12 protein-coding genes and 1 pseudogene are annotated in these 23,637 nt (G+C 43.8%); 11 read left to right on the plus strand and 2 right to left on the minus strand.

What is annotated here, in order from left to right:
- Positions 1-49: 49 nt before the first annotated feature.
- Positions 50-552 (plus strand): annotated as a pseudogene (locus KZ483_RS09010) (group II intron maturase-specific domain-containing protein); the annotation flags it as partial.
- Between the two features lie 70 nt (positions 553-622).
- On the opposite strand, the gene KZ483_RS09015 reads toward KZ483_RS09010, so the two are convergent.
- Positions 623-1,474: an N-acetylmuramoyl-L-alanine amidase gene (locus tag KZ483_RS09015; protein ID WP_309568658.1), complete on the minus strand. Its 852-nt coding sequence runs from the start codon at positions 1,472-1,474 to the stop codon at positions 623-625.
- 294 nt (positions 1,475-1,768) lie between these two features.
- On the opposite strand from KZ483_RS09015, the gene KZ483_RS09020 reads away from it, so the two are divergent.
- The 4 genes from KZ483_RS09020 to KZ483_RS09035 all read left to right on the plus strand — a co-directional run bounded on the left by KZ483_RS09020 (position 1,769) and on the right by KZ483_RS09035 (position 11,759).
- Positions 1,769-2,779, plus strand: coding sequence for a LysM peptidoglycan-binding domain-containing protein (locus tag KZ483_RS09020; RefSeq protein ID WP_220352311.1), 1,011 nt, complete (start codon positions 1,769-1,771; stop codon positions 2,777-2,779).
- A gap of 185 nt (positions 2,780-2,964) precedes the next feature.
- Positions 2,965-4,380, plus strand: a complete 1,416-nt coding sequence (locus KZ483_RS09025; protein ID WP_220352312.1) for a glycoside hydrolase family 18 protein — start codon at positions 2,965-2,967, stop codon at positions 4,378-4,380.
- 850 nt (positions 4,381-5,230) lie between these two features.
- On the plus strand, positions 5,231-5,731 hold the full coding sequence (locus KZ483_RS09030) for a hypothetical protein (protein ID WP_220352313.1): 501 nt from the start codon (positions 5,231-5,233) through the stop codon (positions 5,729-5,731).
- 397 nt (positions 5,732-6,128) lie between these two features.
- Positions 6,129-11,759, plus strand: coding sequence for a DNRLRE domain-containing protein (locus tag KZ483_RS09035; protein ID WP_258881606.1), 5,631 nt, complete (start codon positions 6,129-6,131; stop codon positions 11,757-11,759).
- Positions 11,760-13,481: 1,722 nt separating this feature from the next.
- Here KZ483_RS09035 and KZ483_RS09040 read toward each other — a convergent pair.
- Positions 13,482-13,817 (minus strand): helix-turn-helix domain-containing protein, encoded by a 336-nt coding sequence (locus KZ483_RS09040; protein WP_220352314.1) that lies wholly within the window; start codon positions 13,815-13,817, stop codon positions 13,482-13,484.
- A gap of 262 nt (positions 13,818-14,079) precedes the next feature.
- Here KZ483_RS09040 and KZ483_RS09045 point away from each other — a divergent pair, with 262 nt between their 5' ends.
- From KZ483_RS09045 to KZ483_RS09070, 6 genes are all read left to right on the plus strand, one after another.
- Complete coding sequence (locus tag KZ483_RS09045) at positions 14,080-15,783, plus strand: cellulase family glycosylhydrolase (RefSeq protein WP_220352315.1); 1,704 nt, start codon at positions 14,080-14,082, stop codon at positions 15,781-15,783.
- A gap of 465 nt (positions 15,784-16,248) precedes the next feature.
- A complete protein-coding gene (locus tag KZ483_RS09050) occupies positions 16,249-17,994 on the plus strand; it encodes a sensor histidine kinase (protein WP_220352316.1) in 1,746 nt (581 codons plus the stop codon).
- Positions 17,991-19,571 (plus strand): response regulator, encoded by a 1,581-nt coding sequence (locus KZ483_RS09055; RefSeq protein ID WP_220352317.1) that lies wholly within the window; start codon positions 17,991-17,993, stop codon positions 19,569-19,571. The genes KZ483_RS09050 and KZ483_RS09055 overlap by 4 nt, the downstream gene beginning before the upstream one ends.
- Before the next feature lie 298 nt (positions 19,572-19,869).
- Entirely contained in the window at positions 19,870-20,769 is a 900-nt protein-coding gene (locus KZ483_RS09060) for an ABC transporter permease (protein WP_258881607.1), read from the plus strand.
- Complete coding sequence (locus tag KZ483_RS09065; RefSeq protein WP_220352319.1) at positions 20,763-21,650, plus strand: carbohydrate ABC transporter permease; 888 nt, start codon at positions 20,763-20,765, stop codon at positions 21,648-21,650. Before KZ483_RS09060 ends, KZ483_RS09065 begins: the two co-directional genes overlap by 7 nt.
- 57 nt (positions 21,651-21,707) lie before the next feature.
- Positions 21,708-23,369 (plus strand): extracellular solute-binding protein, encoded by a 1,662-nt coding sequence (locus KZ483_RS09070; protein WP_220352320.1) that lies wholly within the window; start codon positions 21,708-21,710, stop codon positions 23,367-23,369.
- Positions 23,370-23,637 lie beyond the last annotated feature (268 nt).

Genomic DNA, 23,637 nt, shown 5'->3' on the forward strand with positions numbered 1-23,637 from the left:
CGAAAATGGTACATAATAACTCACATTATGGTTGTTCGCCGTCCTTTATAGATTCGTAGAAGGAAAGCTGAAACTAAACATGAATCGAGAGAAGAGTGCGGTAGACAGACCTTGGAACCGCAAGTTTCTTGGCTTTAGTTTCCTGAGGGACAAGAAAGCGACGATTCGTCTGGCTCCCAGACCCTCTCACGATTCAAAGAGAAGGTTCGAGAGCTAACGAACCGAACGTGCTCGATGCCCAGGGAAAGCCGTATTGTTCAGCTTAACCGATACCTCATAGGTTGGATTGGCTACTTTCGACTCGCCTCAGCAAAGATCCACTGTGAGAAATTCGACCAATGGATTCGCCGAAGGCTCCGCATGTGCTTATGGAAGCAATGGAAACGGGTGCGCACCCGAATTCGCGAGCTTCGAGAGCACTTGGCGTTCCGGTGTGGGCTTGTTTAGTCATGGCCAATTCCTGGCGAGGTGCGTGGGAAATGTCTCACAAACGACGCCCTCCCGACTTCCTATTGGGAAGCGAAAGGGCTGAAAAGTATGCTTTCTCGTTAATTGGAGCTTTGTCAACCTTTTGGCATTCACCCTTGACAGTTCAAATCCTCAGCCATCAAAGACTCACGCATTATTGAGGGATCAATAACTTTTGCCCGACTTTGAGGTAAACGTTCGGATTTAGATTGTTATATTTGATAATCGTCTGTATACTCACACCAAATTTTTGCGCAATTTTCCACAATGTATCACCTGACTTCACTGTATAGTTTCGGTGACTAATATTGATGCGTGACCAATCAAATAGCTTCCCAGGATCCGTCTTTCTTCCAGGAGCATACTCGTTATGGCCGACAATATGTTTTCTGTCCCGTTGAATAGTAGGGTGGCGTTTAAGAATTTCATTCAATAAGCGATTTAGAGAGCGATACTGAACATCGGTATATCCGATATTAGCAGGGGCTATCAAACCATACGTGTTTCCAGGCATGACAGGCAGCATCTCATCCCGTGTTCCAATCGCTAACATCTCAATTCCGATCGAATATTCATTCATTTTGTTTTGATACTGTGGGAATCCTGGCAGACTTCCTTTTCCAGCGTGGAATGCGACGCGGTCTTCACTCACCAATCGGTAAATTTCTCCGTTCCGTCCAATCATGTAATTAGTGGAGGTTCCGGTGGTAAGAAATATGCGATACACATCTTTTACATCATACGGGTTCTGCGGTTTCTGTATGGCATTCGAAATAAAGTGAATCATCACATGTGTGACTTTCTCGGTCCGGGGGTTCGAAGATTGGGGTGAAAGGTAAAAATTAAGAATTGGGACATTACTGGCACTCACGCTAGTTTGTGAAATGTTATGTTTGACCGCCTGCTTCTTGTATTCCGGGATCGGCGCTGGCTCCGCGCTTTGGTCGCTACATCCAAATAAGAGCAAACATAAAAAAAAGAGCGAAAAAAAACTTCTCAGTTTCATAATAAGTACTCCTCTGTAAATTAAATCCTTGTTTTGTGATTATCATGCACTGCAGACGAGCCAATTATGCATGTCTCACGCTTGACCAAATGTGGTCCCGGGAACCCCTGTAGCGAGTTCAAAGGTTCGTAAGCGGACGGCCCCAAGTGTGTCCTCGGCAATGATAATCGATCTGCCCTCGCGGGTATCAGCCCGTATAATTTCAAAGATGTATTGAAACGATAAAAAAGTTAAAAAAGATGTCTTACTTTTAAACAACAGAGTTCGTGAAATCCTCATGAAAGGATATAAAAAATGAAAAAACAATTTGTGCTTCTATTTAGTTTGATTTTATTAATGCTAATGAATGTATCTCCTGCTCATGCAGTTAATAACCCGAGGAATATATATGAGGTGAAATCAGGGGATTATTTATGGAAAATTGCAAATACATATAGGACCTCTGTAGAGGACCTGAAACTAATTAACGGATTACAATCGGATTTAATAGTAGTTGGTCAGAAATTAAGGGTTCCCATCATGTACGAAGTTCTTCCTGGGGATAGTCTATGGAAGCTTGCACAAGCATTTAATTCTACAGTCGTTTCTATAAAAACAAAAAATGGACTTACATCCGATGTTATTTATGTAGGGCAAAAAATAAAGATTCCTCCTACGAAGCTGACCATGCAAGGACAGTATGTGCTAATGACCAGAGAGGAATTTAAAGATTGGATATTTAATCATAAATTCACAAGAAGAATTGGTAAAATACAGCAACATCATACTTATCAACCGTCTTATCAGCAATTCAACGGATCGAATCATTTTTCGTTGTTGAAGGGTATGGAGGATTATCACGTTAATGTGATGGGATGGAGTAATATAAGCCAACAATTAACCACATTTCCAGACGGAAAAGTAGCTGTAGGCAGGCCATTTAACATACCTCCTGAAGGTTCATTCGGGTTGCTTAATAAATCTGCAATGCAGGCTATTGAAGCTGATGCGTTAGCTATTGAAAATGTTGGGAACTTTGATGCAGGTAATAATCAAATGACTGCGGAACAAAGAGAAACGATTGTTACTGTCAGTGCCTTGCTTATGTTGAAATTCGGGTTAACTCCGTCCGTTGACAGTATCACATACCATCATTGGTGGGATATCAATTCGGGGGAAAGAGTATTAGACAAAGGTGAAGGACATGCCATTAAAACATGTCCAGGCACTGGTTTTTTCGGTGGTAATTCCACAGCTAGTGCAAAAAACAACTTTTATCCTGTAGTGTCACAAAAAATGCAAGAAATTTTAGCATCAATGCAATAATCATAGTTCGTTACTTGAGAAATCAGAGCAGCCTTCCGGCAGCTGTCAATCGAAATGCCTCTTCGGCGCGCCCTCTGCACTAATTCCAAGGGATGGGCGTTTTTTTGTTATTATCAAAACATTATTGTCTTTGATGAATAAACTAATAAGGATTCTTGATTTTTAGCAGTAGGGAGAGATATCGAATGCAAATTCATGTCGTGCAAAGAGGAGACACATTGTGGCGTATTTCGCAACGATACGGTTCAACTACCAGTCAAATCGTATTAGCCAATCAATTGGAAGACCCCAATGTTCTTATAGTTGGCCAATCACTTGTTGTACCGGAGACGAAACGGGAATACATTATCCAACCGGGCGATAATTTGTGGTCGGTTGCTCAGCGCTATGGGACTACAGTCCAAGCACTTGTTGAAGCAAATCAGATATCCAATCCGGCAATGATCTTTGTTGGACAAATGCTCACCATGCCTTTTCTGTCTCATACCGTTCAGTCGGGAGAAGCACTCTGGTTGTTAGCACAACGTTACGGCACAACCGTAGAGGCGATTATTCAAGCAAACCGAATCGCCAACACTTCCCAAATTTTCCCTGGGCAGGTGCTTCGGATTCCCGCAAAAGCAAGACCGATAACCGAAGTGAACGCTTATACGACAAGCACGAGTGAAGAGGGGAGGCAGGAAGTGCTAAGCTTAGGAAGGTACTTCACGTACCTAACCCCTTTTACGTACTCCATTCGACAGGACGGAAGCATTACGGAAATGAATGAGGTCCCTATCTTAAATGCCGCTCGAGCAAATCGGGTTGCGCCGCTTCTTGTCCTCACAAACTTCACCGGAGGAAAATTTGACTCGGATCTTGCGGCAACCGTTCTGCGAAGCCCAGAATTACAGGATGCTCTAATTACGAACATACTGGATAAAATCAAAAGCAAAAATTATTTGGGCGTGAATTTCGACTTTGAGTACGTTAAACCGGAAGACCGTGAAAATTATAACACTTTTCTTCGCAAGACGGTTGCACGGTTGCGTCCCGAAGGATTTTCGGTCTCTACGGCTCTCGCTCCTAAAGTGAGGGAGGGTCAAAAAGGATTGCTTTATGAAGCACACGATTACGCAGCTCACGGAGAAATTGTCGATTTCGTCGTATTAATGACATACGAATGGGGATGGGCAGGAGGAAGGCCGTTGGCGATCGCGCCAATTAATGAAGTGAAGCGTGTTCTCGATTATGCCGTTACAGCTATCCCGCGCAACAAAATTTTAATGGGGATGCCCTTATACGGAAGGGATTGGAAAATACCATGGGTTCAAGGGACTTTTGCCCAAATAGTCACTCCGCAGGAAGCAGTCCGACTAGCAGCAAGGTATGGTGTCGACATTCAATATCATGAGACATATCAGTCCCCGTTTTTCCATTATGTCGATGAGAGTGGTCAGGAGCATGAAGTCTGGTTTGAAGATGCGCGCAGTTTTCAAACCAAATTTGACACGGTAAAGCAATACGGTCTTCGCGGCGTCAGCTATTGGGTGCTAGGTAGTCCATCCCCGCAAAATTGGCTTGTACAACAAAATAATTTTATGGTAAGAAAGATAATATAACTGTCGACCAGCTAGTGATCAGTTTTTCTTAAAGACAAGAGAAAGGGCTGACACCAAAAAGTCCTAATGTGACCTTTGAGGTCGAGCCCTTCGAGTTTTTAATAATTCATCAATCGTGGGTTCTGCTTTTATGATGCCCAGACGTCGCACATTGATCGACCTTCAATGGTTGGCTTTCTTGATATCGGAAATTATTCAAATCGGTGAAATCGTTATCAATTTTCGTAAATTTTTGTCCGGCTTTTAGATGACCATATGGATTCTTGTCTTTACAGGAAAGGATATAAGTTCTTGTCTTTAATTGATATATGTTCTTGTCCTCCGACAATCCGACGGAAGTTTTTGAAGCATCGACCTGTCCGGAGGACAAGAACATGGTAACCTTACGGATCCACGCGCAGCGTGGTTTTTTATTTTATGGATATATGTTCTTGTCCTTTGTCGAGGACAAGAACATATATCCATTGCCGATTTAGGACAAGAACTTGTATCCTTTGTCGCAGACGGAAGCCGAGTCGTCTACTCGGATGTTCGAATCATGAATAACTATACAGGGGAAGTTCGCAGGTTCGACGGTTTGATGCCGAATTGGACGACACCGAGGAAGCGAGGCTTGCAGGCCCGTTCCATTCGGCTCGGCATACCGATTGGACGAACTATACCTTGCACGAGGCAGTCAAGAGGCCTGCCGGATCGAAAGGTTTCGTGCTGTCCTTCGCTCAAGCCGATGAGAACAATTTATGCTTTTGGGTGATAGGGGCTGGAAAAATCAGGATTCGACGGTCAACTCGTGCGTAGACGGCCGCAATTCCTGCTTAAGGGATCATGGGAGAACTTAAATTATCAAGAAGTGATCGAACACATTAAAGCCCGCTTCCCGAAGGGCACCGTCAAAGAGCGGACAGATAACAACCGTGCCTACATACCTAACCAAGTCTATACCGATCGCATTGAAGCGGCGACCCAGAGCCGATGGATTCGGGAGATCCGCGACATCGAAGTGAACGTTCCACATCGATTTGTAAAGGTGATTTGCCGTGTTACGATAAGGCCTCACTCTCGTGATGGTATCGGGTTTTCTGAAATCCAAGTGGACGGAAACGGTCATATTAAGCAACTCTCCACAACGGTTGACCAAGCAACGAACGAAGCCTTCCGAAAGGTGCTAGATACTTGGCAAATCAGGTGGAAAGGCCTTGCGCCGTTTTATCCGAAAGATTGGGGTGGAAACCCTGCGCTAACACATCTTCTTGATTCGGCCCCTGCTGGGGAGTCCGATCCGACAATGCAGTCGTCTCCAATGATCGACCGGAAATGTATCTTCTGTAACTGCGGTACCAATTTAACTTGAGAGTTGCTCGGCAGCATTCCAGGTCTGTACCGTACACGAATGACCTATTGCTTAGTACATATTCCCGGGTATTACAAGAAGAAGGTGCCAAAGGAGGCGCTAGAGGTATATCAGAAAAAGCATTCGCGTTGATAAATCGTCGAATTTTTCTTTAGTGAATTACAATATATTTCATCATCATAAATTTTCGTACCACTTTTAACTCTGACTTCAGGAGACGGATGGCGGCTGTTCTCGACTCATACTTTTATGAAAAAAACGATTTCAATGTTAAAATCACCCATTTAGTAATGCTTGATTGATCCATTTAATACCTCTAGCACTAAATATCTTCGTCCTGATATATTTGTGAGTATCAACCAGTCGGTTGGTACATAACATAAAAGGGGACTAAACTTTGACCACACATTTAAAGTCATCTTTGCGCTTACTTGCATTATTTCTCACTTTCTCCTTGATTTTTAATCTCGTTGGCATGTCTTTTGCCAGCGCTGCCCCTGGAGAAACGCAAAACGCGCCGCAGAATAACAAACTCGTGGCGGATATCGGTGAAATACCTAGCAAACTTCCAAAGGAAAAGCTGGAATTAACGAGCAAGCGCACGAAATACTCCACCAGGTTCCTTAACCCGGATGGTAGCTTTACTGAAGAAATTTTTCTCGAACCGAAGTTTTACCAGGATTCATCAGATAAAAAGTGGAAGAATATCGATAACGGTCTCAAAGCAAATAATTCGGGTAAGTATGAAAACGGAGCCAACGACTTCAACGCCATATTTGCAGACAATTCAGAAACAGGTGACCTTGTTACTGTTGAAAAAGACGGTAAAAGTCTTTCATTTGTCCCGGTAAAAGCTAACAATGTCACAGGCTCAATTAATCAAGACAAAATCACATATGCCGGACTTTTCCAGGATACGGATGTCCGTTACCAGGTAAAAGGTGACGCAGTCAAGGAAGATCTAATTCTGAACAAATATAACAACAGAAATGTATTTTCATATGAACTGAAGCTCAATGGAGTAACGGCTTCAACTGAGAGTGACGGTACGATACTATTTAGAGATAGCAAAGGCAACAAGCTTTGGTACTTTGAAAAGCCCTTTATGACCGATGCAAGTGGTAAATATTCGGATAAATTGACATTGACGCTCCGAAAGGAAAACGGAAAAACGTATGTCGACGTTACTGCCGACAAGACATTCCTTGAAGATCCCAGCACACAATATCCGGTCACCATTGATCCGACTGTAGACAGTTGGAACATCTTGAAGGATACGTTCATATCCGGAACCAACCCCACTAGTTCATATTCCAGCGCCACTTCCATGCATACTGGGAATACGCCTTCCTACGGTGCTGCCCGCTCATTGGCACAGTTTTATCTGCCTGCCCTGCCGAGCGACAGTAAAATTTCAAGTGCAAACTTCAACGCCTACCAGTCGAGAGTAGAGTCTACCAATGTCTCTGTAGACTTATTTAAAATAACCTCCGATTGGACGGGTTCTGTAACATGGAATACCCAGCCTACAATCAATGCAACGGCTGAATCGACAGTAACCAGTAATGCATCCAGTGCATACTGGCAGTGGGATATAACCCAATTAACCAAGGACTGGTATAACGGTGTATTACCAAACTATGGATTTATGCTCAAGCAGCAGAACGAAGGCACATCACCTTACAGATCGTTCAATACGGTTAACGCAAGTACTAATACGCCAAGGCTTACTATTAATTATACTATCGATCCGATAGGACTTGAGGATTTCTGGGGATATACTAAAGACGGCGTAAATCCGGCCAATGGAAATCTGGTACTTCAGCAAAACGACTTTTCAATACCCGGAAGAGGTGTGTCCGTTAGCATTGATAGGACATACAACAGCCGTAAATCCGCTATAGCAGGTATGTTCGGCTATGGCTGGAAGAGTAATGTGGAAGCTCAGATTGTCGATGCAGGCAGCGGTCCTATTACACTTATAGATGGAGATAACACCCGTCATATCTTCGGACAGGCAGTCGGGGGAGGTTATGCTGCTGCCGGAGGGGTATACCTGACATTAGTAAAAAATGGAGACAACACTTATACCGTAACCAAAACCGACGGTACTAAAATCAATTTCAATACCAGTGGTAAAATATCTTCACTCGTAGATACAAATAACAATACTACCACTTATAGCTACACTTCAGGCAAGCTTACTACGATAACCGATGCTTCGGGCAGGACGACTACCATTGCCTACGGCGCTAACGGTTACGTTTCAAGTATAACCTACAATCCCGCGAGCCGTACGGTAAATTATGAGTATGATGCATCATACAACCTTACCAAAGTGACCGATCCGGCAGCAAAATTCATAACCATGGGCTACGACTCTGGTCATAACATAACTACAATAACCGATCAGAGAAGTAAAACAACCACCGTAGGGTATGACGTGCCAAACGACAGGGTAACCAGCATCAGCAGGCCGATCACTATAGATGGCGCTATACAGACCAGCACTACTAATTATAGCTATTATACTGCATACAGTGTTACTTCAGTCATTGACGGTGAAGGACGGAGAATAGACTACAGTTATAATTCCAGCAATAATATCGTTCAAATAACGGAAAACGGTCAGGATACGGCAAACAAGGCTGTTACAACCTATGCCTATAATAACAACAACAATCTCACTCAAGTGAAGGACGCCAATGTTAATAAGACGGAGAATTATGCTTACGCATTTGTTTACACCTATGGTGCGACCGGTAATATTACCGGTATGCAGCCTCCTGCGACACAGTCCAATCCTGTAAATGTCTATGTCTATACCTATGATTCTAACGGAAATGTTACCGGGGCACAGCTTCCTGAAAACCAGTCGGAGATTTACACCTACGACGGTCAGAACAATAGGATAACCTCACGGGATTACAACTTAAACACCAGTAAATTCAGCTTTGACGGAAGCAATAATCAGACTGAATCCACAGACCCTTATACCCAGACTGCCGCAAGCAGGTATTTGTCAAACGGTAATCTTGACTACTCTACAAATATGATGGCAGCAGCGGATAACCTGCTGGCGAATTCAAGCTTTGAGTTGGATGCCGATGCTAATAACTGGCCAGACAACTGGACACAGGCAGTTGACACGGGGAAATCAGCAACCTTTGCATGGTCAGGTACGTCCAAATACGGTAGTAAAGGTGTCAGTATCTCTAACCCGACTGGTTGGGCGGTAGTTTCCTCTGATTTTATTTCTGCCGCCCCAACAGATAAATTTATCGTGAGTGGGTATGTAAAAACATCAGGTACAACCAGCAACTCTCTTATTAAAATCGATTTCTACAACTCATCAAACGGGTGGATCAGCCAGCAGGTATCCTACGCATTAAAGGGAACCCATGATTGGACTCGCGTTCAGGCTGTCGTTGACAGCATTCCGGCCGGAACAGCAAACATAAAAGTATCGGTAGGAATGGATCCTGGTACAGGTACTGCCTATTTTGATGGAATTCAGCTTGAAAAAGGGACCGTATTAAGCGCCTATAACCTGCTTGACAACTCCAGCTTCGAGCGCGACGCCAATGCGGACAACTATCCTGATAATTGGGACAGAGGTTCTTTGACAACGAGTGATGTTAAAGACTCGAGTGAAAAGTATATAGGGTCCTATTCCTATAAGATAACCGGCCAAAGCGGAGTAAACAAATATATAAAGCAGCGCATAAATATCTCTGGTGATGCCAATACGAAGCTTACCCTGTCAGGCTGGTCGAAACAGTCGGGTGCCAACCCCAGTGGAGGCAATTACCTCATGCAGGTAGCAATCCACTATACAAGCGGGTCAACCGATTGGAGCAATTCGAACAATATTAGCAAAACAGCTTCCGGTTGGCAGCACGTAGCGGCTGCTGTCAATCCTACTGCGGCGTTTGATTGGATTGAAGTCTACTACTATTACTACAACCAGACTGGTACAGCCTGGTTTGATGCACCGAGGCTTGAGATCGGGCCTTCTATTACCTTCAACACCTATGACGCAAACGGCAACTACATGACCAGTTTAAAAGACCCGCTTGGCAATATAGCAGACTACACCTATGATACCTTTGGGAATGTATTAACTGCACAAGACCCGAAGAATCAGACAACTTCATTCCAGTACGACAGCAGGAACCTCCTTACTCAGGTGACCGATGCAAAGAATGGTATAACCACTTACGGATATGACAATGCTGGAAACAGGACTACTGTCACTGATGCAAGGAACAAGATAACAACCTACGAGTACAACGAGTTCAACAAGGTATCAAAGATAACCAACCCATTAAGCCAGGCAATACAGTTCGGGTATGATAAAAACGGGCAGAATACAAAGGTGATATACCAGAAGGGCGACAGCATAACTAGCACATACAATGCATTGAACCGCCTAAATGGGATATCTTATAACGGAGTGCAGAAATGGGGTTATACCTACGACTCCCTCGGGAATGTTGCCTCAATAAATAACATTGCCGCTGGTAAGACTACCAACTACACGTACGACAAGAATAACCGTGTAACAACGATGTCGGAAGGTGCGAATAACAGGTTCGACTTTGGGTACGACGACAATAGCAACCTGAGATCGCTGAAACTTACTGCAGGGGCAACTTCGGTTACACAAGGTTACAACTATGACAGCCTGAACCAAGTGACCGCATTATCCAGAGACAGCTTTAACCTTACCAAGTTCATATACGATGAGAGAGGCAACGTTATATCGGTCAAGAACAGCAACGGAACCTATACAGCGTATGAGTATGATGCCGACAACCGATTGATATTATTGAAGAACTATAATGCCGCTGGTGCAGTGTTGAATTCGTATGTATATACCTACGATGCCAACAGCAACCGAACCAGTATCGTAACGGGTTCTGGCACCATATCGTACCAATACGATGCATTGAACCAGTTGACGCAAGAAACGTTACCCGATGGAATTACAATAGCTTATGAGTATGATGCAGCAGGAAACAGAACGAAGAAAACGGTTGGTGCCAATATTACAAACTATACCTATGATAACGGCAACCAGCTTACTGCAGTAAACGGTCAGACTTACACGTATGATTCGAACGGGAACCTCACTAGCAACGGGCCAAAGACATATGTGTATAATGAAGTGAATCAGCTTATAGAAGTAAAAAATACCGGCGGAAGCACAATAGCGACCTTCACCTATGACGATCAGGGCAAACGCATAAGCATGACAGCATCCGGATCTACTGCCAATTTCCATTACAGTGGAGATAAAGTTGTATATGTTACGGATGCAAACAACACCATTACTGCTGAATATACCTGGGATGCTGCCGGTAAACCGGTTACAATGACGTACAATAACGCCACCTATTACTATCATTTGGATGGACACGGCAGTGTAACTGCAATGACTGATGCCAGCGGCAATACAGTAGCTCAGTATCAGTATGACGCATGGGGTAATATTATAACGCAGTCAGGTGCAATGGCTTCTGTAAACCCATACAGGTATTCGGGATACAGGTATGATGAAGCTACTGGGCTGTATTACTTGATGGCTAGGTACTATGATGCCAGTGTCGGTAGGTTTATTACAAGGGATACCTTCCATGGATTTGAAAGTGATCCATTAAGTCTTAATCAATATGCTTATACTAAAAATAATCCTGTCATGTATTTTGACCCGACTGGTCATTACGGAATAAATGGCTTAAAAAGTTATTGGTGGGGGTATAAAATCTACCTCAGTAACTATTGGTCAAAGCAATTGGTTGAAGCTTTATATAGTGGTGCAGCTGGGCTAGGTATTGCTATCGCTATATCAGGAGCTATTCCCTCTGCTCCCAGTGCAGTCGTGAAAACATTTGCTACAATATTGGGAGCAGGTTATGGCTTAATTGGTCGGGCAATTACAAATGCTAATAAAGGAAATGGAGTTTATATTCGTTTTACTGGGCATTTGCCATATATCTTTTTTTCTGGTGTTTATCCACAATAATATATATTTCATGACAAAAATAGTTAGATGATTGCGCTCTTTAGATGCCATCGCCCTTCCTTTTAAAAGGCTTCTCGCTAGGTGAAGGGCGATCCTTAAAAAGTTTGTTTTGCCGAAAGTGATGATTCTTCACTTTTGATCTTCTCCATTGAATGAAAAAAGTAAAAGCCAAATGCTAATCTTTATGATATTTCAAGGCAACGTATTAAAAAAATGGAGGATAAGAAATATGAAAATAAGTTTAAGAGGCTTATTATTCATTATATTGGGAAGCTACTTTCTTATTCAAGATTGGCCTGATATTTCATTTTTTGATCTTATTTTTATTATTTCGGGAGTTTTTATATTCGTGTTTGACATAATTTTCACTTCATCAAATCCCAATAGTGAAAGAAACAAAAATATTAAAAAACAAAGTGGTTATATTTCTTATCTTATTAACTTGGTGTATGTAGTTCTAATTGTGGAGCTATATCATCTTAGTTTTATAAATAGCGCAGTTGCCGCTTTGAAATTCATTCTAGTTGGATCATTTCTTATAATGCCATTACTTATTATTTACTATAATAAGAAAATGTGATTGAGTTTTGCAAATTTCAGCATAAATTTCCCCCAGGCAACAAGGTAAAGTTCATCTTAGCAGATAACCTTTTTTCGTTGTCAACCATGAGGGGAATACCAGGTCGCGTATCGCGACCTTTTTTTAGTACCAGCTTTATAGTAAGAAAGGAGGCGAAAAATGATATATTTCATGGAAGAATTAGTGGCAAAAATTGAATAGTGGCTTACCTCAAGAAGAACAAGAAGCCGATTTACAATGGTATCAAAAACTACAAGCTTATTGGGAAAATTTATAATCATTGAAAACTCGACTCAACCAAAAAACTTATGAATTTTTAGAGACACATTCTTTCATGATTATCGTAGCTTTACTGCCAGCAAAGGCCTGATGATAGCTTTAAATCATACATAAATCAGGAATGGGGATCAAGTTCTTGTCATTTATGACATCAAGTTCTTGTCAACCGACCGACATCAAAATATTGTCGGGTGACAAGAACATTATCTCATTAATTGCCGCATAAATTGCGGCATTTTTATTTTATGGGATCAAGTTCTTGTCAATCTGGTTAGACTCGTTACGTTAATGGAATCACTAGTACCACTCGATCAAACTTTTCAGTAGGATTGAGAGATACTTCCTTAATCACGGTTTGACGGAGAGTCCGAGGGAGTAATCCCTCGTCTTACCCCAATCTAGACCTTTTGGATGATATGTTTCGGCAACTGCTTAAACGATCTGTCTTCATTTTTTAAGTAACTCATGACTTGATCGGGCGGAGCCTATCTTAAAGTCATATTGAGCGCTCCGCCGTTCTTTTTCTCATAAAGCCGCATGGTCGAAATCCTCGCCAATACACCGGTATATGATCAATTTCCTTAATAACTTCATAATTCATATCGTCGCCACTACTACCAAAATGGACAAATGAAATACCAGTCTAACCATTCACATAAAGAATTATCCTTATACTATAACGGTGTCGTTAATTTAATCACAAACAATTAGAACAATGGATAGGAGTGTTACTCATACGTATGAAGCTGAACAGAGACTGGGAGAATCCGCACGTCTCTGTTCAGCTTCATGGTTTCGAATATCCCCCTTCAATTGTTCTAATTGGTAGCTCTCATTTGCCTCGTTGCCTATTTGAAGCCTTGTCACCCTTGGCGGTTACGGTTATAACGTCCCGGAGATATTCCTTCCGCTTTCGTAAATTGTTTCGTAAAGGAATAAATATTCCCGTAACCAAGACTATCGGCTACGTGTTTGATGGGGAGTCCGGAGAGAAGCATCATTTTGGCTTGTTTCATTAATTGTTCAATGTGGTACCGCTGAAGGGAAAGCCCTGTCGTGGCTATAAATAGCTTCCTGAAACTCTCGTAGCCCATATTGACGGCTGCTGCAGCTTCCTTCATATCATAATGGATATCATTGGAGCCGCCGATGAGTTGGCAAGCCTTCGATATTTTATCTTCATTGTGCTCTCTCTGCATATAAGGTTATCCAATGCCAGTGATTCGTCGTTATAGTCGCTACACCTACCAAAATGAATAAATGAATTACCAAATGCAACATTTAATTTAAGAAGACTTATCCTTAATATTATAGAGGTATCGATATTATTTACCGCTTACAACAAACATTCATAAAGGAGATGCATGAAAACAACATTGAAGAACTGTCTCAAGTATTGCTGTAAGCCGATTTACTCGAACGACAGCAAGACCGCGTTATTAAAAGTATAGGAGATTCTTCATGCGCACAAAAAGATCATATCTATCCGTCCTAGTGGTCGTTGCCCTGCTGATGTCGTTGTTTTCATCCGTCGGTTCGGCCGCTGCTTCCCCGAAAGAAAGCAAAATGCAGTCTTATGTCAGTGCAATGCAGCCCGGATGGAACCTGGGCAATACATTTGATTCATTTGATACGAATAAACCAAATAATGGTGACGAGACGTCCTGGGGCAACCCGATCGTTACCAAAGAATTCATTAAGGAAATTAAGAAGCAGGGCTTCAAAAGCATCCGCATTCCGATTACATGGGACGGGCGAATGGGCGGCGCGCCGGACTATACGATCGATCCGGCCTGGATGGACCGGGTTCAGCAAGTCGTCGATTGGTCGCTCGAAGAGGGTCTGTATGTCATGATCAACGTTCACCACGACGCTTGGATGTGGCTCAGAACGATGCCAACGAATCATGACGAAGTATTGGCCCGATATACTGCGCTATGGACGCAGATCGCCGACCGCTTCAAGAATCATTCCGACAAACTGATGTTCGAAAGCATCAACGAACCGGAATTTTTAAACGTTGATATCACGAAGCAGCTCGAATTACTTGATGAAATCAACACAACCTTCGTGCATATTGTAAGAGAGTCTGGAGGCGCTAATGCCGATCGTCCGCTTGTGCTGCCGACGTTATATTGCAATGACGAGAAAGTGCGTGTGGATTCGCTTGCAAGCACGATTGCCAAGCTGAACGATCCGAATTTGATCACGACCGTTCATTTTTACGGCCTCTGGAATTTCAGCGTAAACATTGGGGGCTACCCAAAGTTTGAGGCCGACACGATTAAGGTTGTCGATACATTGATTGACAATGTATCTAATGCGTTTGTATCGAAAGGAATTCCCGTTATCGTAGGCGAATACGGACTGCTAGGCTGGGATGTCAGCGAAGGTTTGCCCGAGCATGGCGAGATGTTGAAGTATATCGAGTATTTCACCTCTAAAGCCGTAGAGAACAAACTTGCCCTTATGCTGTGGGACAACGGTGGGCGTTTTGACCGCCGAACGCTTCAGTGGAACGATCCGGAGCTTTACGATCAGATCATGGCCAGCTTGAAAGGCCGCTCTTCCACTGGCGAATCCGATCTGATCTTTGTCAGAAAAGACGCGCGGGCTCAGGACACTTTAGTGCCCTTGCACTTGAACGGCAATAAGCTGACCGGCATCCGGGCCGGAGACTATAAGTTGAAAAAGGGCAAAGATTATGAGTTGAACGGCGAAGACCTGACCCTCAAAGCAAGTTTTACCGCCAAGCTGACTGAATCGGCCGCACTCGGCGAGGTAGCCGTATTGAAAGTCCAATTTAACAAAGGCGCCGATTGGACCTTCTATGTCATGTACAATGACACACCTGTGCTGCAAAACGTGGAAGGCACCACAGCAAGCTTTGCGATTCCGACCGCCTTCAACGGCGACCGACTTGCTACGATGGAGGCCGTGTATGCTGAAGGGGGCAACGCCGGTCCGGATAACTGGACTTCGTTCAAGGCGTTCGGCCAAACATTCAAACCATCTTATGCAACAAATGAAATCACGCTTACACAGAGCTTTTTCAAAGAAGTGAACGACGGAACGGTGATTCTGAAGTTCCACTTCTGGAGCGGCGCCATCATCGAGTACACGATTACGAAGAACGGCACGAACATCACGGGCACAGCATCGTAGAACTGAAATCGTTTCGGTAAAAAAGGAGTCCTGCCTTGCGCCCGTGCGCTGGGGCAGGACTCCTCTGCTGTCATCCGGCATGAAAGCCGCCTATGGCGGCTAGGGCTGACAAATGCCATGACGACAATCGAAAATCGGGTACTTAAACATAAGGAGTTCATTGTTTCTGCTCCGGCTTATCAACGGGCATAAGTTATATTATGACAAGCGTTGAACTTTTTCTTGCAGATGCATCTTCTGTTTGACAAACATTCATCTGGCGATGTGGGCTGTTACAACAAATGGACGTCACAACGTCGTCACTGAGATGACTCATAGAACAGCCCCATTTACCGATCGCGCAAATGTACAATTAATTTAGGAAAACGCATACGATTTATGAGATATGCGAGTTGAAACCGATAGTCTAAGATGAAACTACAAAGAATGCGCTTCAATGGGCCCGGCGCTAAGGAGGAAGGCTTGATGAATCAATCGAGAACTTATGTGCCGTTTTCCTATAAGATCATGATTCCTTATTTGCTGCTCATCATGCTTACCGAAATTTTCATCGGATCCTATACCTATACGAGACTTTCGAATTCAAGCTCTGTATTAACGGAATTGAATATGAAGATGACGTTTCAGCAAATCACGAACAATATCTTGTATCAGCTTCAAGACGTACAGCAAATATCGGATTCACTGTTCCAGTCAACAGAAATTCAAAAATATTTGGATTCAGAAGAAGACCCCTTTGATATTTACATAATTACGAGAGATCAATTGCTACCCCTTATTGCTGCTCCTTTGCAATCGACGAGAAACAATATTCAAATCATGCTGTATGTCAAAAATGAGAAGTATCAAGAGGTTTTCAAGGATTTGAAAGGCAACATCCAAGAGAAAGCATACAATCTGCTCTATTTCTCGCGTATTGAAAATGAAGAATGGTTTAAGCAGCTAACCGTAAAAAAGCTAGATAATCAATGGCTGCAGGTGGATACCGATTTAGAGCAACATAACATTTCTCTTATTCGAAAGCTGATCTCGTTTAACGATTATCAAACAGAAATAGGTTACTTGCGAATATCCATTCGCTTGGAGGAATTGTTTCAATCTTTGAATAGCGTTAGGGTTGGAGAGCATTCAATCGTACAGGTGAGGGATAAAACGACGAGCAACATTTTATACCAAGTAAATACAAGCGGCGAAGAGAAGATCAACGAATCCTACTTAACCGTCAAGCAGGACATTCCGGGGACTCGTTACGGCTTGGAAATATTGGTTTCAGATCAATATTTCCTCAAGGATGCTCAAGATATTCGAAATGTCACCCTAACCGTATGTATCGCCAGTTTCCTAATTATGCTATTCATCGGCATTCTTGTGGCCCGTTTGTCTAATAGGAGGATGAAGAAAATCATTTCGTACATCCGTTCACTACGATCCGGCGAGTTTCGCAAACGTATCCTTATTTCAGGTCATGATGAATTTGCACAAATCGCGGTCGCTTTTAACCAAACAGCCTCCAATATTGATCATTTAATTAAAACTGTATATTTGCAAAAAATTAATGTGAAGGAAGCAGAGTTGGAAGCTCTGCAAGCCCAGATTAATCCTCATTTTCTGTATAATACGCTTTCCTCGATTAATAGTCTTGCCAAGATGGGGGAAACGGACAAGGTCAGCGCTATGGTAACCGGTTTGGCGAAATTCTACAGGTTGACGCTTAATGATGGACGTATCATGATACCGCTTGTCAATGAGCTGGAACAGGTGAAGTCCTATATCGAAATTCAGAAGATCAAATATGCCAACCGCTTCGATACATATGTAGAGGTTGAGCCGGAATTGCTCGAATGCGAGGTCATAAAGCTTATTTTGCAGCCATTTGTCGAGAATGCATTAAAACATGCTTGGCATGTTGATCGTCTAACCGTCAAAATTATTGGGAGACGAGTGGGCGATCATATCTTCATATCGGTTATTGATAACGGAATCGGCATACATCGAGACCGGATACGCGAGATTAACAGCAATCAGCTGATGATTTCAAGTTGCGGGATCAGCAATGTGAATGACCGGATCAGGCTGAGATACGGCGGTAATTACGGAGTTAAGGTATCAAGCTTCTATGGAGGGGGCACCACGGTTTTACTTATTCTCCCCTATGAGCAACCGAAGACGGGCATAAAAGATATACGAAAGATGCGGGGGGAAGATGCATGACCTATCGGATATTAATTGTCGATGATGAATCGGTGGATTTAGAGTGGATGAGAAGAAGGATACAAAGCAGCGGCAAACGGCTTGAGGTAGCTGCAGCTGTGGATAACGTATATGCCGCTCTGGACGTCGTCAAGGAAGAGCAGATTGATATTATACTTTCGGACATACGGATGCCGATTATGACGGGAATGGAACTTATCCGGAAGGTGAAGCAATCCCGCCCGCATATCAGAGTTATGTTCGTCAGCGGTCATAAAGAGTTTGAATATGCGAAGCAGGCTGTTGATTTCAATGCCTTTGGTTATCTCCTGAAGCCGGTGGAGGATAAGGAGTTGTCAAATAAGCTGGATGCTGTTATCGCTGATTTGGACAAGGAGCGGGAACGCAATGAAGAGACGCTGCAGTTAAAGGAGACGTTCTCGCTTGTAAAGCAGGAGATGCTTTTCAGATGGCTGGAAGGTGATAACCGGCAGCTGGCTGCAAAGGCTGCATCCGTACTTGAAGAGGAAGTGCAGGCTTACGGAACTGCTGCTGCGGTAGTCGAGGTTGATCAAGTAGATTGGCGGACGGGGAAGGATGACGTGAGCGATTGGCAAGCTTCATACCAACAGATCACCCGGTTTGTCGAGGAGTATGTAGAGGAACGGGGATGGGGGTATTGTTTTCAGGGAGAACATCAGCGCCGGATACTGCTTCTATTCGGGGATGAGCATACGCACAGCACAAGGATGGACGAGCTTATTGCAGTAGTGGGCAAGCTGTTTCCGCTAACGATTTCGATCGGACTCGGCTTTCACACAGATGATCAATTGGAACTCCCCCAGTCTTATGAAGCGGCCAAAAAAGCACTTGGAACCAAGTGGCATGCAGGTAAGAATAAGACACTTACTTCTGGTGATAGCGGTGGGCCGATAAATACGTTTGCGCATAATCCGGACGAGCAATGGCCAGAAATCGTGCAGGCGCTAGCGGATTACAATTTAATGGCGATCGATGATTGGATCGAGCTGATCTTTCATCAGTTGCAGCCCTTGGAAACCAAAAGCACGGTCTTCCAGCACCTTGTCCATTCCATTATCAAATTGAGCGAGCAATTTTCGACATTGAACGAGAACTTCGACGAATTGATGGAGTGGGAAACCCCCTTTCCGAACAATCTGCTGGGGTTTGAAACCGTGTTGGATATGAAGTCCTGGCTGAGACGAAAGTTTTTTGCATTCTCAGAAAAATGGTACCTCAAGAAACAAAATCAGAAGAGAAAACTAATACTTGAAATCATGCAATATGTGGAGGAGCAGATTGACAGGAAAATTACGCTCAAGAAAGCAGCGGATTACTTTGGTTTTTCCACTAATTACTTGGGGTATCTATACAAGCAAGAGACGGGACAGCACTTTAGCGCTTATATTAATGAACAGCGAATCAAGAAGGCTTGCCAACTTCTGCAAAACCCGAAGGTCAAAATTTATGAAATAGCCGAAAGCATTGGATATAAGAATATTGTTTATTTCAACCGCCAGTTCAAACAAGTAACGGGCATGTCGCCCGGCGAATACCGAAAGCGGCTCAGTATTTAACAATATATGTGAAACCCAATCTAAAAAAAAGCTGTGCGCTTGTCTGCCAGAGGACCGCACAGAACCGAGATGCGCACAAACGCAGCTAAATGTTCGTGCGAAACGACAGCCGTTTACGTTTGAAATCGTTGAAAAAGTAAAGTTTTCGTTGCTCACCTCAGTCCCATGATCGTCCCATAATATTTATCATTAAGTAAAAGAGGGAGGCTCAACCATAGCGATGAAAGAACATATCACATTAAAGGCGGACATACGCAAAGTAAGAACACCCCGATCCGGTTACGGATTACGAGGCATAATGCGGCAATGGGATCTCCAGTCAATGGTTTTGCCGGGGTTCATTTGTCTAATTCTTTTCAGCTATATTCCGATGTATGGAGTCATTATAGCATTTAAGGAATTTGACATATTTCAGGGAATAGGGGCGAGTCCCTGGGTTGGTTTCTATCATTTTAATCTATTTTTTGAATCTCCCGAGCTGAATATGGTCATGCGAAACACGATCATCATCTCGACATTGAAGCTGGTCTTGATTTTCCCCGCTCCGATCATATTGGCGCTCCTGCTTAATGAGATCAGGCATAACGGGTTCAAGCGCTTCATTCAAACGGCAACCTATCTGCCGCATTTTATTTCCTGGGTTATCGTTTCAGGATTAGTATTCTCCCTCCTGTCGGTGGAAAGCGGCAGCTTGAATTATCTTCTTGAGAAGCTTGGGATTATTGATAAGCCGATTAACTGGTTATCTATGCCGAAATACTTCTACAGTATTCTGCTCAGTGCTAGTATGTGGAAAGAAATCGGTTTCAGCTCCATCGTCTACCTGGCTGCCATAGCCGGTATTAACCCCGGCTTGTATGAAGCCGCGGAGATAGACGGAGCTGGCAGATTCCGCAAGATGTTCAGTGTTACGCTGCCCTGTATCGCACCTGTCGTTATCATCTTCCTAATCCTGTCGATTGGCAACCTGCTAAGCGCCGGTTTTGAAGATATCTTAACGCTAACCAATAACGGCAAGAACGGGACCTTGACCAATGTGGCGGAAGTGCTCGATACGTACGTCTATCGTGTGGGTCTAAGCGAACAGAGGTACTCGTTCGCAACGGCGGTCGGTTTGTTCAAATCCATCATTAATGTTGTATTATTGGTGGCTGCAAATACGATAGCCAAGAGAGTAGGGGGTAATTCCCTATGGTAAGAAACAGCTGGAATGACCGCATCGTCGACATAATTATCTATACGCTGTTAGCGCTGCTCTCCTTTACGGCCATATACCCATTCTGGAATACGTTCGTCATGTCTCTGAATGAAGGAAAGGACACCTCCATGGGGGGGCTGACCTTTTGGCCTCGCGAATTTACTATTTCGAATTACGAAGTAATATTCAGCGATGAACGCTTCTTCCGAGCGATGGGGATATCCATTGCAAGAACAGTATCCGGTACGTTCCTCTCTGTTCTGATTACGGCTTTAATGGCCTTTGCGCTAGCGAAAAAAGAGCTTAAGGGCAAGCGGTTCTACATGATTGCGGGCATCATTACGATGTACTTTCAAGGCGGGCTAATTCCGACCTACCTGTGGCTGCGGGAGATCGGGCTATTCAATAACTTCTGGGTATTGATTATCCCCGGGATCCTTAACATCTGGAATATGATCGTGTTCCGCACCTTTTTCCAGGGACTACCAGATGAGCTTGAAGAATCGGCCAAGCTGGACGGCTGCAACTACTATGGTCTTTTCTTTCGAATCGTGCTGCCCGTATCGGGGCCTGTATTCGCAACATTGTCGCTTTTCACGGCGGTCGGTTTATGGAACGAATGGTTTAATGCCGGTATTTTCATCAATAATGCAGAGCTGCATCCTGTTCAAAACTATTTGATGAACATGATTAATTCAAGCTCGACCGCGGAGATGCTTAGCCAAATGGGCAACGGGGTCAATGTGGTGACTCAGACGGTCACCCCAAAATCGCTTCAGATGACGGCCGTTATGGTGGTCACTCTGCCCATCATCATGGTGTATCCGTTCCTGCAAAAGTATTTTGTCAAAGGTGTTATGATTGGTTCTTTGAAGGAATGATTTAGAGGCCTCGTGCCTTTAAATATATAAAACAAGCTAGAGAGGGGTTATCATGTGTTGAAAAAAATAAGAAAGCGGCTGTTTGGGGGAGTATCTCTTATTCTCGCCGGCAGTTTGGTTCTGAGTGCTTGCAGCAGCAATAGTAACAACCCTGGGAAAGAGCAAACGAACAGCACAGGAACACGCACGCCGGAAGTGACTGGAGAGGCGCTGCCCGCATTTGGGGAACAGCCATTAGAGTTCAGCTACTATATGAATTATGACTGGGCTTCTCCAAGCGGTTATGGTACCAATGATGCGGTTACCAAATGGTTAAAAGAAGAGAAAAAAATGAATTGGATTGAAATTGGCTCCAATGGCAATGCGAAGCAGAAATTCGGGACGATGGTTGCGTCGGATACACTGCCAGACGTTATAGCTTTGGATCCGAACACGCCGGAATTCGAAAACTTGGTGAAAAACAAAAAGATCGTTCCATTGGATGCATACTATGATAAGTATCCGAACCTAAAAGATTTGATCGATCCGGATACGATGGAAATGATGCGAGCTTCCGACGGCCATGTCTACGGCATACCTAGTTGGTTCGGCAGTTCCAGGAATGAAAATCAAATGGCCAGCTTCGGATGGATTGTCAACCGTAAGATCTATGCCGAGCTAGGTAAGCCGAAGCTTGAGACGTTTGATGATTTGTATGCGTTTTTGAAGCTCGTCAAAGATAAGTATCCGGATATCATACCGATGCAAGATCCATCGGAAATGATGATTTACGGCGGCTACGGCGATTTGCGCTGGTCGGATTCTCTTAAAGAAGTTCCAGTGTATGTGAACTTCAAGACGAACGCGATCGAATCCATATTCACGGATCCGGCATTCAAGAAAATGAAGGAAATGACAAACAAGTTATATCAAGAAGGACTGGTTTCGCAGGATTTCCTCACTCAAAGCGGCGAGCAAGCAACCGAAAAGCTTAACTCTGGTCGAATTGCCGTACAAACCGCTAACAGCATAACTTCAATAGGGCGAGCAGCGAACAACATTTTGCAGGCGAAGGACCCTGCGGCAGGTTATGATTTTATCCCCTACCTATACGATGATGGCGTGGATCCAGCTACAGTAGCGCCTATCGGCTTTGGTAAGTTGGGCTGGAACCAAACGGTAATTACGACTAGTGCCAAGGAACCGGAGCGAATCTTCCAATTCTTCGACTGGTGGGCTAGCGCAGAAGGTCAACGAATTTCAACATATGGGCCTCCGGGAATATTGTGGGACACTTTTGACGAGAACGGCGCACCGATCGACAACGAAAAGAGCAAGACAATGACTATGGAAGAGAAAGCCAACCTCAAGCTTGGTTGGAATCCGCTCGGCTCTTGGCAATTCCATAAGATTGGGGCAGCACGGGTTAAGCAGAACCCAGAGAAGGCCGAATGGGATGTTGTAGCAAGTTTGTTCTATGGTAAATTCGTTAAAACGAATAATGATCAATTCAATGGAATTATGAATATTGACTCCAAGTCCAAGCTGGGAATCGACTTTGCGCGGATGAAGCAGATCGTTAAGGATTACGACGCGAAGCTTGTTTTTGCGAAAGACCAAGCGGAGTTCGATTCCGTATTCAAGGAATATGAAGATGCTTTGAACGCCTCAGGCTACATGGATCTGATTGCGCATGAGACTGAGGTATGGAAGAAGAACAGGGAGAAAATGGGCATGTAAGGAACATCGCTTGACACGATGCTGGCGCCCCCGCTTTTGTCGGCCGTCGACTGTGCCATTGGTCATGCAGCATTGCTGCCTTGCTGAATTTCGAGCCGGTAAACGAATCCTGCTTTTTCATTGTGGGCAAGGTACGCCGGCACGCTTTGATTGGTTCGATTATAATGCCGGCGATTTAGTATATGGCGATTCCTATCAAGTTGGCTGTTTGAGTGGAAATATGAAGGACGTTGCCCGAGCGATGGCATGGGCAGCGTCCATTACTTTT

This window comes from Paenibacillus sp. sptzw28 (assembly GCF_019550795.1).
Lineage (GTDB): Bacteria > Bacillota > Bacilli > Paenibacillales > Paenibacillaceae > Paenibacillus_Z.

What these genes read in the sequence shown, in the direction of transcription:
- KZ483_RS09065 (WP_220352319.1), top strand. Translation starts at nt 20,763, where the DNA reads ATGGTAAGAAACAGCTGGAATGACCGCATCGTCGACATAATTATCTAT.
- KZ483_RS09040 (WP_220352314.1), bottom strand. Translation starts at nt 13,817, where the DNA reads ATGCAGAGAGAGCACAATGAAGATAAAATATCGAAGGCTTGCCAACTC.
- KZ483_RS09020 (WP_220352311.1), top strand. Translation starts at nt 1,769, where the DNA reads ATGAAAAAACAATTTGTGCTTCTATTTAGTTTGATTTTATTAATGCTA.
- KZ483_RS09045 (WP_220352315.1), top strand. Translation starts at nt 14,080, where the DNA reads ATGCGCACAAAAAGATCATATCTATCCGTCCTAGTGGTCGTTGCCCTG.
- KZ483_RS09055 (WP_220352317.1), top strand. Translation starts at nt 17,991, where the DNA reads ATGACCTATCGGATATTAATTGTCGATGATGAATCGGTGGATTTAGAG.
- KZ483_RS09025 (WP_220352312.1), top strand. Translation starts at nt 2,965, where the DNA reads ATGCAAATTCATGTCGTGCAAAGAGGAGACACATTGTGGCGTATTTCG.
- KZ483_RS09015 (WP_309568658.1), bottom strand. Translation starts at nt 1,474, where the DNA reads ATGAAACTGAGAAGTTTTTTTTCGCTCTTTTTTTTATGTTTGCTCTTA.
- KZ483_RS09050 (WP_220352316.1), top strand. Translation starts at nt 16,249, where the DNA reads ATGAATCAATCGAGAACTTATGTGCCGTTTTCCTATAAGATCATGATT.
- KZ483_RS09060 (WP_258881607.1), top strand. Translation starts at nt 19,870, where the DNA reads ATGCGGCAATGGGATCTCCAGTCAATGGTTTTGCCGGGGTTCATTTGT.